The 11,899-nt window shown below is 37.0% G+C and carries 15 protein-coding genes and 1 other RNA gene; 7 read left to right on the forward strand and 9 right to left on the reverse strand.

Features of this window, described 5'->3' with window-relative positions; translation table 11 throughout:
* Positions 1 to 160: 160 nt before the first annotated feature.
* Positions 161 to 454, reverse strand: coding sequence for a hypothetical protein (locus FGL72_RS06815; RefSeq protein WP_085699867.1), 294 nt, complete (start codon positions 452 to 454; stop codon positions 161 to 163).
* Between the two features lie 50 nt (positions 455 to 504).
* Positions 505 to 699: a hypothetical protein gene (locus FGL72_RS06820; RefSeq protein ID WP_004904307.1), complete on the reverse strand. Its 195-nt coding sequence runs from the start codon at positions 697 to 699 to the stop codon at positions 505 to 507.
* 290 nt (positions 700 to 989) lie between these two features.
* Between FGL72_RS06820 and FGL72_RS06825 the strand changes: the two genes are divergently transcribed.
* The 7 genes from FGL72_RS06825 (at position 990) to FGL72_RS06860 (ending at position 5,681) form a co-directional block, all read left to right on the forward strand.
* On the forward strand, positions 990 to 1,361 hold the full coding sequence (locus FGL72_RS06825) for a helix-turn-helix domain-containing protein (RefSeq protein ID WP_085699865.1): 372 nt from the start codon (positions 990 to 992) through the stop codon (positions 1,359 to 1,361).
* A gap of 637 nt (positions 1,362 to 1,998) precedes the next feature.
* The gene (locus tag FGL72_RS06835) at positions 1,999 to 2,214 is read left to right on the forward strand and encodes a DUF3923 family protein (RefSeq protein ID WP_004904312.1); all 216 of its coding nucleotides are present in this window, start codon (positions 1,999 to 2,001) and stop codon (positions 2,212 to 2,214) included.
* A gap of 151 nt (positions 2,215 to 2,365) precedes the next feature.
* On the forward strand, positions 2,366 to 2,800 hold the full coding sequence (locus FGL72_RS06840) for a hypothetical protein (protein ID WP_004900243.1): 435 nt from the start codon (positions 2,366 to 2,368) through the stop codon (positions 2,798 to 2,800).
* A 59-nt stretch (positions 2,801 to 2,859) separates the two neighbouring features.
* Complete coding sequence (locus tag FGL72_RS06845) at positions 2,860 to 3,372, forward strand: DNA topology modulation protein (RefSeq protein ID WP_004904315.1); 513 nt, start codon at positions 2,860 to 2,862, stop codon at positions 3,370 to 3,372.
* A 71-nt stretch (positions 3,373 to 3,443) separates the two neighbouring features.
* Positions 3,444 to 4,193: a class I SAM-dependent methyltransferase gene (locus FGL72_RS06850; protein WP_146992870.1), complete on the forward strand. Its 750-nt coding sequence runs from the start codon at positions 3,444 to 3,446 to the stop codon at positions 4,191 to 4,193.
* A 200-nt stretch (positions 4,194 to 4,393) separates the two neighbouring features.
* Entirely contained in the window at positions 4,394 to 4,897 is a 504-nt protein-coding gene (locus FGL72_RS06855; RefSeq protein WP_024047304.1) for a hypothetical protein, read from the forward strand.
* Positions 4,898 to 5,141: 244 nt separating this feature from the next.
* Entirely contained in the window at positions 5,142 to 5,681 is a 540-nt protein-coding gene (locus FGL72_RS06860; RefSeq protein WP_085699859.1) for a DUF805 domain-containing protein, read from the forward strand.
* Positions 5,682 to 6,076: 395 nt separating this feature from the next.
* On the opposite strand, the gene ssrA is transcribed toward FGL72_RS06860, so the two are convergent.
* From ssrA to fabF, 7 genes are all read right to left on the reverse strand, one after another.
* Positions 6,077 to 6,435: a transfer-messenger RNA gene (gene ssrA, locus FGL72_RS06865) on the reverse strand.
* A gap of 48 nt (positions 6,436 to 6,483) precedes the next feature.
* Entirely contained in the window at positions 6,484 to 7,284 is an 801-nt protein-coding gene (gene accA / locus FGL72_RS06870) for a carboxyltransferase subunit alpha (RefSeq protein ID WP_004901118.1), read from the reverse strand.
* A gap of 1 nt (position 7,285) precedes the next feature.
* A complete protein-coding gene (locus tag FGL72_RS06875) occupies positions 7,286 to 8,125 on the reverse strand; it encodes an acetyl-CoA carboxylase carboxyltransferase subunit beta (protein ID WP_004904324.1) in 840 nt (279 codons plus the stop codon).
* A gap of 137 nt (positions 8,126 to 8,262) precedes the next feature.
* Entirely contained in the window at positions 8,263 to 9,639 is a 1,377-nt protein-coding gene (accC, locus tag FGL72_RS06880) for an acetyl-CoA carboxylase biotin carboxylase subunit (RefSeq protein ID WP_004907451.1), read from the reverse strand.
* Positions 9,640 to 9,641: 2 nt separating this feature from the next.
* Positions 9,642 to 10,073: a 3-hydroxyacyl-ACP dehydratase FabZ gene (gene fabZ / locus FGL72_RS06885; protein ID WP_004904327.1), complete on the reverse strand. Its 432-nt coding sequence runs from the start codon at positions 10,071 to 10,073 to the stop codon at positions 9,642 to 9,644.
* 89 nt (positions 10,074 to 10,162) lie between these two features.
* On the reverse strand, positions 10,163 to 10,627 hold the full coding sequence (accB, locus tag FGL72_RS06890; protein WP_004901127.1) for an acetyl-CoA carboxylase biotin carboxyl carrier protein: 465 nt from the start codon (positions 10,625 to 10,627) through the stop codon (positions 10,163 to 10,165).
* Between the two features lie 3 nt (positions 10,628 to 10,630).
* Positions 10,631 to 11,893, reverse strand: coding sequence for a beta-ketoacyl-ACP synthase II (fabF, locus tag FGL72_RS06895; protein ID WP_085699822.1), 1,263 nt, complete (start codon positions 11,891 to 11,893; stop codon positions 10,631 to 10,633).
* Between the last annotated feature and the right edge of the window lie 6 nt (positions 11,894 to 11,899).

The raw sequence follows: 11,899 nt of genomic DNA on the forward strand, positions 1-11,899 counted from the left end.
AAAAAGAACTGTGGATTAAGGCGTTTAATCCACAGTTCTTTTGTTCTTAATCAATAATATTAACAACTAACCGTTCCAACCTTTTGACATAATCAATGTAACACCACAATGCAATATCTACTGACCAATGATCTGAATAAATCGTAAAAAAAATAGCATACTAGTTGTTTTCGTTTAAGTATGTCACAATTTTTTTAATACTATCCATGTTTGTCAAATCAATATAAAATTTTCCATGTGTTGACATATTAATTGTTTTTGACAAAACCAGTTCCTTTAATTGTTCGTTCTTATCTAACAACATTAATACTTCTTTTTTCGACAAAGCCACCTGTTTTTCCGGCTCACGTTGAGCATAAAAATAATAAGCACGATTTTTACCAGCAGTGATATTGCCAATATTCCAAATTACATCTCTTATACTGCGCTTTTCGAAAATACCATACTTTGTCATACGATTGTATTATTGCTCCTACTAAATTTTTAATTAATTTTATTATAACACTAACTTTTCGAAACATCCCCTTGGTTAGCTTGCTTTAAATAACGGGCTAAATTTTGTCTAAACATGTGGTAATTACCAATACTAAAAGTTGCCTGTTCATAATCAATGTTGAATATTGGTTGATTAAAAAAATCATTGATGGCTTGCACTTCAACAATCGTCAATCTGAATTTTTGTGTGTCTTTTATGGCCATTTTTACTCTAACGCACAACAATAAAAAGTATATACCGTGACTACCAAACAAGCTTTTTTGTATCTGTCAGCGGTTAATCGTATTGTTGTGCTTTTTCCCTTTCAATAACTTTTTGTGTTTGGTATGATTAATGTGTATATTCTAAACACGTCACATATCAACGTTTATTAAATAAACAATTATTATTAATATAATATCATTTGATTACTAAATACACAAATCATTTTTCTTTCTTAACTTAAATTTATTATTTATTTTGTCAAACAACGAACTCAAAAGGTAATTATCACATGTCTAAAACTGCTGACCGTATTAAGCTATTACGAAAGCAAAAACAATTGACGCAAAGCGAACTAGCTAATATAATCAGCGCTTCGCGTATGGCGATTGCTAATTATGAAACAAATCGAAATACCCCTTCGCTTGGTATGCTTAGTTTACTAGCTGAAGCTTTGAATACAACAACTGACTATTTACAGGGCAAAACTGATAGTCCAGTTAGAAATTTGTCACAAGAGGCATTGCCAACTCATCCAAATGCAACACGTGTTGATCTGGCAGATAAACAATTGATTTTGTCTTACGAAGGACAAGACTTGTCGGATGATTATAAGCAAGCAATATTCGCTGTTCTTAAAACGATGCACGATGGCAACAAATGATAGTCATATTTCCTCTGAGCAGCAGCTGGTTACGGCCCATATAAACGCCACTTATCAAAAGATAAGTGGCTAAAAATCACGTATAATTGTTCATCGTTTATCTTTTTTTATTCATTGAACCTTTTTTGCGTACTGAACTATGATCCTTTGCAATACCGTCGTAGCACCTTTCCCTGCTTTTTTGTCATAATACTGCCGAAACCTGTCATCTTCAATATAGCTATACGAGAGAGTCAAACATTAATTTAAAAATACTGGTTTTCGTAAATTTTCAAAACGAAATGAAGGGTACTTATATGCAAAAAACAATATTACGGCTTATTACTGCTTCTCTTATAATACTTTTTATACTCACAATAGCGCGTTTATTCACTGGAATAGCCTTACTAACACAAATTGGATTAACACTTATTGCTTTTGAATGTATTATTTTTTCTGTACTAGACTTTTTCCGTAATAATCACTGCTATATCACGACTATAAGTGGTATTACGTCTGGCTTACTTATTTTATCCATGACTTGGCCATTTTTATAATATGCTCTTATGCACGTTATGGGACAGTTTAGTCTCCTCAATTCGTCAAATACAGTAAAAATTCAATCCATTACATCATTTCAGAAAGGATTTATCATATCATGAAACATAAAAAATGGTTTATTTTCAACATCCTTAGTAGTGTCTTATTTTTAGTTGTAAGTATTTTCTTATGGTTTCGACACGTCGATGGCTCTGGTGCCATTATGAATACAAAACTACGACTGTTAAACTTAGCTATTTGGTGCATATTTTTTACTATAATGGTGCTTGTTGAATTTATTATAATTCGGATTAGTAAACACGTGAACCAATAAAAATAGACTTATTTTTCTAATTAAGGTTAATCTAGTCAGACGCATTGATGACTTACAATTATAATTCTGCTAATAGCCAAAAATATTATACGCAATTAAAACACAAATTATGTGCTGGGCAATCACATAAAAAGGCTAAGGAGAATTGACTATGTTTCATATTCAGCCAACACCAATATCTTGGGTTTTATGGCTTGCTATGTTTGCTGTTCCTATCATTATTATTATTATTGGTATTGGTATTTATTTTGTCAGTCATAAAGCCAAGCTGGGGAACATCTTCGGAGTGATAGGCTTAATCGGTATTGTAGTAGTTGCATTACTCGGTGCTTCTTCAAAGTATTATAATTATACGCACTCGTCAAGCTATATCAAATCACAAAAATCATATCAACTGGAATATAATAATAATCAACAACGAGAGATTATCATCAAAGACTATCAGGGTAAAACTTTTTACCAACATACTGGTACATTTAGCTTTGATCGTAATGGTCACGGTGTCAATCTTGTCGATAGCAAGACGGGTAAAAAAACAGCTATTTACATTGGTGATAACGACACTGTGATTGTCACAGATAAATAACACCAAGTCATCGTTGTTTTTGAGTGATTACAAATCAAAGCATGAATAGGAGCATCATGTTGGCTAGCAAGAAAATCATAATTATCGGCTGTGGTGGTTCTGGAAAATCAACCCTAGCACGAGCGCTCAGCAATAAAATCAACGTACCTGTTTACCATCTAGATAAGCTTTTTTGGCGAGATAATTGGCAAATGACTAGTAAACCATATCAACAAAAAGTCATTAACAATGTGATTAGTCAGGATAATTGGGTCATTGACGGCAATTATGGTGCGACAATGACATTAAGAATCGCTGCCGCTGATACAATTATCTTTTTAGACCGAAATAGGTTTGTATGTCTATTAAATGTATTCAAACGTTTCATAAAATATAAGGGCAAATCTCGCCCAGATATGCACGATAACTGCCCCGAAAAAATTGACTTCGATTTTTTAAAATGGATTTTGACCTTTCCTGAAAAAAGAAGGCCTAGCATATATAAAATGTTATCTGCTAGTAAAGGATCCAAAAACATCGTTATACTAAAAAATAGTCAACAAATAAGACTTTTTTTGGCATCTTTTCACTAAAAAGCACTCATAGAGTGCGTACATATCACGTGCGGGACTCACGTTAAAAGCATTATTGGAGATGAAATAAGATGAACACATTAAAAAAACAAGGATTAGACGCACCAATCGTACCACTTTTGTATATTATTGCTGGCTTAGTTGCTACTAGCTGTGCTGTTATTTTTCGCAACAATTATAGTGGCTACTTATGGACGCTTTTATATGGCATCATTATGGTTCTGGGTGGCCTGATTTTCATACATACTTCAATGCGCGGGAAACACATCATTTGGGATAATATTTTATCTACCCTGACTATCCCTAATGATAGCAAAGTCCTTGATTTAGGCACTGGTCATGGGCTTGTATTACTAAAATTTGCATCACGTTTATCAGAAAACGGTCATGCCACGGGAATTGACCTATGGCGTAATCAAGACCAATCAAATAATAGTATTGAAAACACTCAAAATATAATTAAATCATATCATTTGGATAAAGTGGCAAGTGTGCAAACCGCAAACATGTTAGACCTACCATTTAAAAATAATCAATACGACTTTGTCGTTACTAGCTTAGCTTTGCACAACATTAAGCCAGCGACAGCACGTAAAGCAGCTCTGAATGAAGCGAGACGTGTTTTAAAATCTGCCGGCACACTGGTGATTGTTGACACAGGACATAAGAAAAAAGAATATCTATCTATACTACAATCGAATGGCTTCATGATTCAAGAACAAAAAACTTACGGTATCATTGGCTGGTGGAGTGGTCCGTGGATGTCGACCTACGCGATTATTGCTACCGCACCAACAAAGCATCCTTTGAACAAAAGATGATAGTAGTAAACACTATATATTGGAGCATATAATGAATTTAGCAATCACTTTCATGTTTTTTTGCAGCGGTGTTTCTTTTTTAAGCATAGCCAAAGAAAAACACAATAAGGAATATAAGATAACTGGGTTTTTGATGATAATAGCTAGTATTATTAGCGCTTTAACTTACTTTTTCCATAAAATTTAGGGGTAATCAATTCATGAACATCGATCACTTGACAATTTCCAATATTTTAATTGCGCTTATCATATTAGTCTTTATCGTCAAAAGGCAACTAACCATCCATGTCATTAATTTCAAAATAAAATTGTATATTATTTTAATCGTGGTTGGTTTATCGCAATTTACAAAAATCCACAATCTAGATATTAATTCAAATTTCTATCTGTTCGTTACGCTATCCTTGCTAACAGTTGTCATATCAGGTATTCTAAGAGCTTTTTCAAGTAGAATCTTTCTCAACACTGAGGGTGTGATTGTTCGACAAGGAACCTATTTGACACTCCTACTTTGGCTACTAACTATTGCGGCTAAATATTCATTTAGCAGTCTCTGGCAATATAGTTCTCTGTCAATATTAGTCACATTAGGCCTCTCGTTGATGGTTCAGCGTGGCACAACATGGCTGTTAGCCAGCACAAAATTCCCTGAAAATATCACGATTACAAAGCAATTTTTAATTGACGCAAAGAGAAAAAAATAAATCATCAGTACTTAGATAGACAACATAAAAATGAATTGATTCTTCAACTTTAAACACTACAAAATAAAAATCAAACTCAAATTTACTAACAAAATTAGTGGATTTGAGTTTGATTTATTTTTAAGTGGTGTGTAAACACTACTTTTAGTAGCCATAATATCTCTTTTTAGGTAGTTGTTTGATCATCAATTAATAACAAATACTACGTGCACTGAACCACGTTAAAAGCTTAAGGGGGAAAACTATGATTACTATGACACAATCATTTAAGAATTTTTGGAAAAACTATTTTAATTTTACGGGCACGGCTACTCGTTCAGAATACTGGTGGATGGCGCTGTGGGCGCTTATTATCAGCATTATATGGTTCATTGCAACTATAATCATCATTATATTTTCATTAGCAAGCCAAGATAAAGTAAATATCAAATTTAATACATTCGCTGAATTTATTCACAATACTCCAAGTACATTAATAGTTTGGTGTTTACTATCTTTACTAACATTACTAGCTTTCGTTATTCCATCATTATCGCTTACAGTGAGACGTTACCGTGATAGTGGTCTGAATGAAGTATCAGTATGGCTCTTATTTGCTTTAACATTGATTTCAAGTTGGATTACGTCACCAAATGATTCTCAAAATACCTTCTTTTCTATTTATTTTTCAACTATAGGCATTGTATCTATTATTGAACTTATTGTTACTGTTTTACCAACTAAACAACTTGCAAACACAAGGGTTATCGGTAAAAACAAGTCATATCAGAACAGTGAATTATAAAAGTATATGTTTTTTAATACAGCGTATGTTGTACTTTGTAGAAAATAAAACATTGCAACGCTTACTATTCCTTTTTTGTTGAAGGACATCAATATAAAAATAGTTGGTAATTTATTATTATCGGCTATATTTGCACTAATGTTCATATTAACCCTTTATCAATATTTCGTATAGAATAATAAAAAAGCCTCCGAACAATCGGTGGCTTTTAATGTGTACAGTTGTAGGGAATTATGTATATATTGCAATCTCAAACAAATATTTATACATTATGTACCATATTTTAATTTATGCGTTATTTTGATTAAAATACTATGCAATCTAATGAAACCATATTCATAAGAAAAGGCGCTACATCAAGGTTTTTAAAACCTTATGCAACGCCATAAAATGCTTAGTGGAGTCGAGGGGAGTCGAACCCCTGTCCAAGCCACCCGGTACATCAACATCTACGCTTATAGTCTTGTCATTTAATTTTCATGCCCTGTAACGCCACAAAACGAGGCTCACACAAGACACTAACCTGATTCATTTAATTCATGTACTCCAGATGTAAATACACAAACGATCTGACCTTCTATGACCTGACTTCAGACGCCAGCAACCAAAGCCAAGTTACGCTTCACTGTGTTTTAAGCAGCGATTGCGAAAGAGTTTTCATTTTTTGCAGTTAAAATATCTGCCCGTTTTTACGCCCGGATGGCGAAACGCAGTCAATGCCCTAAATAGCCTGTCGAATTCCAAAAACGACCCCAAAATATAAATAGTTACCGACAATAATGTCCGTAACTATTATACCATACTAGAAAGCTCTGAAGCGCGCCCGTCGCTGTGCAATTAATTCATCAGGCGTTAATTCATTTAATCGTGTAAATTCATCATCCAGACGCTTACGAATTAAGTTAAAGACGCGGGGATGGTTACGTGATTCAGGAATAATGTATTCAATCACGTTTTTGTTCAGTAAATCCTTAGGCGTCAATCCCATCACACCAGCTGCTTCGTCAGAACGCTTACTATCTTTCCACAATATTGAGGCAAATCCTTCTGGTGATAAAATTGAATATGTCGCGTTTTGGAACATCCAGACTTGATCACTCGTTGCTAAAGCCAATGCGCCACCTGAGCCACCTTCACCATAGATAATTGCAATCATAGGGACTGTGAGTTTCATTGACTCTAAAATCGACTTAGCGATAGCTTCTCCTTGTCCTTGTGCTTCGGCTGTTTTACCAGGGAAGGCACCAGGTGTATTGATAAAAGTAACAATTGGTCGGTGAAATTTGTTAGCTTGTTGCATCAAACGCTGTGCCTTACGGTAACCCCAAGGTTCAGGTGAGCCATTTCTTTTGCTCAACTTATCATTGATATCAATACCTTTATCAATGGCAATAATAGTTACTGGCTTACCATTCAATGCGGCAATACCACCAATAACTGACATGTCATCACCACTTTGGCGATCGCCATGAAATTCAATGAAATCAGTGAAAATACCATCAATAATTTCTCTTGCAAAGAAACGATCTTCACGTGATTTTTTGACAACTTCAGCAGGTGTCAGTTCATGTCTAAATAAATTCAATCCAATATTAACTGCCATATTAAATCTCCGTCCTGTGGTGTAACTTTACTATTTTGGCGATAATTTGACCCAATTCTGCACGTGGTACAATTTTGTCAACAAAACCATTCTCAAGCAATGTTTCTACACGTTGAAAGTCTTTTGGTAGCTTTTCATGAATCGTTGATTCAATGACACGTGCACCAGCAAAACCGACCAAAGCGTGTGGCTCAGCCAGAGTAACATCTCCCTGCATTGCAAAACTGGCAGTTACACCGCCAGTGGTTGGATCAGTCAAAACAACCAAATACAACAGACCGGCTTCTTGATGTGCAGCAACTGCAGCGGATACTTTAGCCATCTGCATCAATGAATTAATACCCTCTTGCATACGTGCACCACCTGAAGCAGTGAACAAAACAACCGGTAATTGATGTGCCGTGGCGTACTCAAACAGGCGTGTAATTTTTTCCCCCGTCATTGAACCCAGTGATCCCATCATGAAGTATGAATCCATCACACCCAATGCCACTTGCTCGCCTTCAATATTTGCAACACCTGTCAATACAGATTCACCCAAGTCAGTTTGTGACTTAGCTCGTGCTAACTTTTCCGCATAACCAGGAAAATCTGGCGTTGTCATTTCAATATCAGCATCCATCTCTTCAAAGTTATCTGTCAGGAGAGCCACACGTTCACGTGCCTGTAAACGGAAACCATAGCCACATTTAGCGCAAACGCGATAGTCGCCCAACTGCTTATTGTACATTTGTGTACCACAGTAAGGACAAGCTAAAAATAGCCCATCGGGAATGCGATCGTTAACTGAGGCATCTCGTTTAATTTTTGATGTTGATCGTTGATTTTCATATAAATCCATATTAGCTTTGTGTATTCACCAATTGCCAATAACTGATGAATACACATCCTCCTATTCGTTCTGATAAAACAAAAGACACAATCCTTTAAGGTTGATACAACAATACCGCATATGGTGACCATACGCGGTATGTCTGTTTATTCGCTATCTGATAAAGTTGCCATCCATTGTGGCAAAAATTCATTTTCTAAATAGCGCGTATCAAAGTCACCACTTTGTACATGTGGATCATCTAGCAAAGCTTTTTGGAAGTCGCGACTGGTTTCGACACCTTGAATGACGATTTCATCGACAACACGACGCATTTTAATCAGTGCTTCCTCACGTGTTTTACCCTTAACAATTAATTTACCAATCATAGAATCGTAGAATGGCTGTACTTTGTAGCCATCATAAAGTGGTGCGTCAAGACGAATACCAGGACCACCTGTTGGTAAGAAGACAAAATCAATGGTTCCCGCACTCGGTGCAAAGTGCTTAGCAGGCTGTTCAGCCGTCAAACGTACTTCGATAGAATGTCCGTCAACCTCAACTTCATCTTGTGTCAGTGGCAAATCGTAACCGGCCGCTACCATGACTTGCAGCTTAATCAAATCAAGGTTAGTAACCATCTCTGTCACTGGATGTTCAACTTGCAGACGTGTGTTCATTTCCATAAAATAGAAATTGCCATCTTTGTCTTGCAAAAATTCGATTGTTCCAGTATTTTCGTAGGTAATTGCTTGAGCAGCTTTAGTCACAATCTCACCCAAGTGCTCACGCATGGCTGGTGTCATACCAGTTGCTGGTGATTCCTCAATGACTTTTTGGTTATTACGTTGCAATGAGCAGTTACGTTCTGGGAAATAAATGACATGGCCATTATCATCACGGATTAACTGCATTTCGATATGACGCACATTTTCCATGACTTTTTCCACATACATGTGATCATCGCCAACTGCGCCACGTGCTTCATTTTGAGCAGAGTCAAACTTTTCAGATAACTCATCTTCATGATACACAAACCGCATGCCTTTACCACCACCACCACCGGCAGCTTTCAGTAATAGCGGATAACCAATTTTATCAGCCACAGCTTTTGCTTCATCAAAATCACGAATAAAGCCATCCGATCCTGGAATAATGGGGACACCAGCTTGTCGCATTTCTTCACGCGCATTTGACTTATTGCCCATTAAATCAATAGTTTCAGGTCGAGGGCCAATCCATTTAATACCAACTTCACCAACCATTTCTGCAAACAAAGCGTTTTCAGATAAGAAACCATAACCAGGGTGAATAGCCTCAGCGCCTGTCAAAAGTGCAGCAGTCAAAATATTTTTCATATGTAAATATGAATCTTTTGGCTTTGGACCACCAACTGCAATAGCTTCGTCGGCTAACTGCACATGTAGACTGTCTTTATCGGCCGTAGAATAAATCGCAACTGAAGCGATACCCATTTCTTTTAACGTTCTGATAATACGCACCGCAATTTCGCCACGGTTTGCAACCAATACTTTTTTAAACACAATTAATCTCCAATGATGAATGTTAGTTCTGCCGTCGTCGCCTTTTTGTCATTAATCCAAACAATACCTTTACCAGTACCAATTGGACCACGTAGACGTTCAATATTCACTTCTAACTTCAAGCGGTCTCCTGGACGTACCATTTGACGGTAACGGGCCTTTTTAATACCACCAAAGTATGCCGTCTTACCTTTATATTCAGGCATTGATAATAAAGCAACAGCACCTGCCTGTGCTAATGCTTCGACAGTTAATGCGCCGGGAAAAGTTGGATTTCCTGGAAAGTGGCCTTGGAAAATTTCTTCGTTAATTGATATATTTTTGTAGGCAACAACGCGTTCCCCAGGTACAAGTTCTTCAACTGTATCCAACATTAACATAGGATAACGATGAGGAATAATTTCCATAATTTGTTGGGTATTTAATAAGCTCATTTGTCTTTCTAACGTATCATTTATCTGTGTAACAAAATGATAACGCCTTTCCTCCTATTCAGGTATGTACGCGGTTAAAACCGCTTTGATTAATCTTCTGTCACAACATAGAGTGGCTTATTATAATCAACCACTTCTTCGTTTTCAACAAGAATATCAGAAATAGTCCCAGAAACTTCACTGTGAATTTCTGTCATCAATTTCATAGCTTCAATAATTGCAACGGTTTCACCAACCGCAACTTTATCGCCAACTTTCTTGAACATAGGTGCGTCTGGCTTAGGTTGTAGATAAACTGTACCGACCATAGGTGCAACAATTTTAGTACCAGCCTGTTCAGGAGCAGCTACTGGTTGCGTAGCAGCTTGTTCAGCTACCGCTGCTACTGGGGCAGCTGCCACAGGTGCTGGTGCTGCAACTGGGCTAACAGGTGCAACATTTTCATTCTTTGACAGGTGTAAATTAAAATCACCATCAGAAACTTGGAATTCACGTAGTGAACTGTTTTCTAAATCCGCTATTAAACTACGAATTTCCTCGATTGTTAAACTCATGAATTACGCCTCTTCATACCATTTTTTGAAAATTATAACTGCATTATGACCACCAAAGCCATAGTTCGCGCTCATAACATATTCAGGTGCTTGGTTTTGTGTTGCTTTTGTTACTAAGTTAACGACTTTAGTATCATCATCTTGTTCATCAACACCAACGTTAACAGGCAATTGGCCACGATCAATAGCGCCAACCGAAATCAATGCTTCAATAGCACCTGCAGCACCTAGTAAGTGTCCTGTCATACCCTTTGTTGAAGAAACAGGCACAGTATTTTCACCAAAGACTGTCGCAATGGCATGTGCTTCACCAGAATCATTAGCACCTGTCGCTGTACCATGAGCATTGATATATGAAATTTGGTTTGGTTCAAGTGATGCATCACGTAGTGCATCGTTGATGGCACGTGCTGCACCTTCACCATCAGGCGATGGTGAAGTCATATGGTATGCATCTGAAGATGCACCGTAACCAACCAATTCAGCTAAAATATTTGCGCCACGAGCTTGAGCATGTTCAAGGCTTTCAATCACCAAAATACCAGAACCTTCACCTAATACGAAGCCATGACGGTTCTTATCAAATGGTTTTGATGCTTCAGTTGGATCTGTTTCTGTTGACAAAGCAGTCAAAGCTGCGAAACCAGCAATACCAATTTCGTTGACAGTGGCTTCAGACCCACCAGTCAACATGACATCAGCCTTGCCTGATTGTACACGCCAGAACGCCTCACCAATGGCATTAGTAGCCGAAGCACAAGCAGTGACGACTGTATAATTCACACCCTTGGCACCAAAACGTAATGATACGTTACCAGATACCATGTTTGGAATAGATTCAGGCACGAATAGTGGGCTAACACGTTGTGGCCCTTTGTCGTGCATTTTAATCACTTGTTCTTGGATAGTCGTCAAACCACCAATACCATTTCCTAAAATAACACCAAAACGTGTTGGATCTTTAACTGTTGTTGGATTTTCAGAACCTTCAGGGGATTTCAATCCAGCATTTTCCAAAGCTTGATCGGCTGCATCAATTGCGTATTGTGAAAATAAATCCAACTTACGTGCATCACGTTTACCAACACGTTGTGCTGGATCAAACCCATCAACTTGACCTGCTACTGTGATTCCTGTCTCGCTTGCATCAAACTTTGTAATTGGCTTAATACCAATTTCTTCGTTGAAGATACCATTTAAAAACGTTTCTGTATCGTTTCCAAGTGGTGTTACTGCACCAAGACCAGTAATTACTACTCGTGACATGTTACT

It is taken from the genome of Leuconostoc citreum, from assembly GCF_007954785.1.
In the GTDB taxonomy this organism is placed as follows: Bacteria; Bacillota; Bacilli; order Lactobacillales; family Lactobacillaceae; genus Leuconostoc; species Leuconostoc citreum.

Excerpts from the sequence above, each read along its gene's own strand:
- FGL72_RS06815 (WP_085699867.1), bottom strand. The coding sequence starts at position 454 with ATGACAAAGTATGGTATTTTCGAAAAGCGCAGTATAAGAGATGTAATT.
- FGL72_RS06820 (WP_004904307.1), bottom strand. The coding sequence starts at position 699 with ATGGCCATAAAAGACACACAAAAATTCAGATTGACGATTGTTGAAGTG.
- FGL72_RS06825 (WP_085699865.1), top strand. The coding sequence starts at position 990 with ATGTCTAAAACTGCTGACCGTATTAAGCTATTACGAAAGCAAAAACAA.
- FGL72_RS06835 (WP_004904312.1), top strand. The coding sequence starts at position 1,999 with ATGAAACATAAAAAATGGTTTATTTTCAACATCCTTAGTAGTGTCTTA.
- FGL72_RS06840 (WP_004900243.1), top strand. The coding sequence starts at position 2,366 with ATGTTTCATATTCAGCCAACACCAATATCTTGGGTTTTATGGCTTGCT.
- FGL72_RS06850 (WP_146992870.1), top strand. The coding sequence starts at position 3,444 with ATGAACACATTAAAAAAACAAGGATTAGACGCACCAATCGTACCACTT.
- FGL72_RS06855 (WP_024047304.1), top strand. The coding sequence starts at position 4,394 with ATGAACATCGATCACTTGACAATTTCCAATATTTTAATTGCGCTTATC.
- FGL72_RS06860 (WP_085699859.1), top strand. The coding sequence starts at position 5,142 with ATGATTACTATGACACAATCATTTAAGAATTTTTGGAAAAACTATTTT.
- accA (WP_004901118.1), bottom strand. The coding sequence starts at position 7,284 with ATGGCAGTTAATATTGGATTGAATTTATTTAGACATGAACTGACACCT.
- FGL72_RS06875 (WP_004904324.1), bottom strand. The coding sequence starts at position 8,125 with ATGGATTTATATGAAAATCAACGATCAACATCAAAAATTAAACGAGAT.
- fabZ (WP_004904327.1), bottom strand. The coding sequence starts at position 10,073 with ATGAGCTTATTAAATACCCAACAAATTATGGAAATTATTCCTCATCGT.
- accB (WP_004901127.1), bottom strand. The coding sequence starts at position 10,627 with ATGAGTTTAACAATCGAGGAAATTCGTAGTTTAATAGCGGATTTAGAA.
- fabF (WP_085699822.1), bottom strand. The coding sequence starts at position 11,893 with ATGTCACGAGTAGTAATTACTGGTCTTGGTGCAGTAACACCACTTGGA.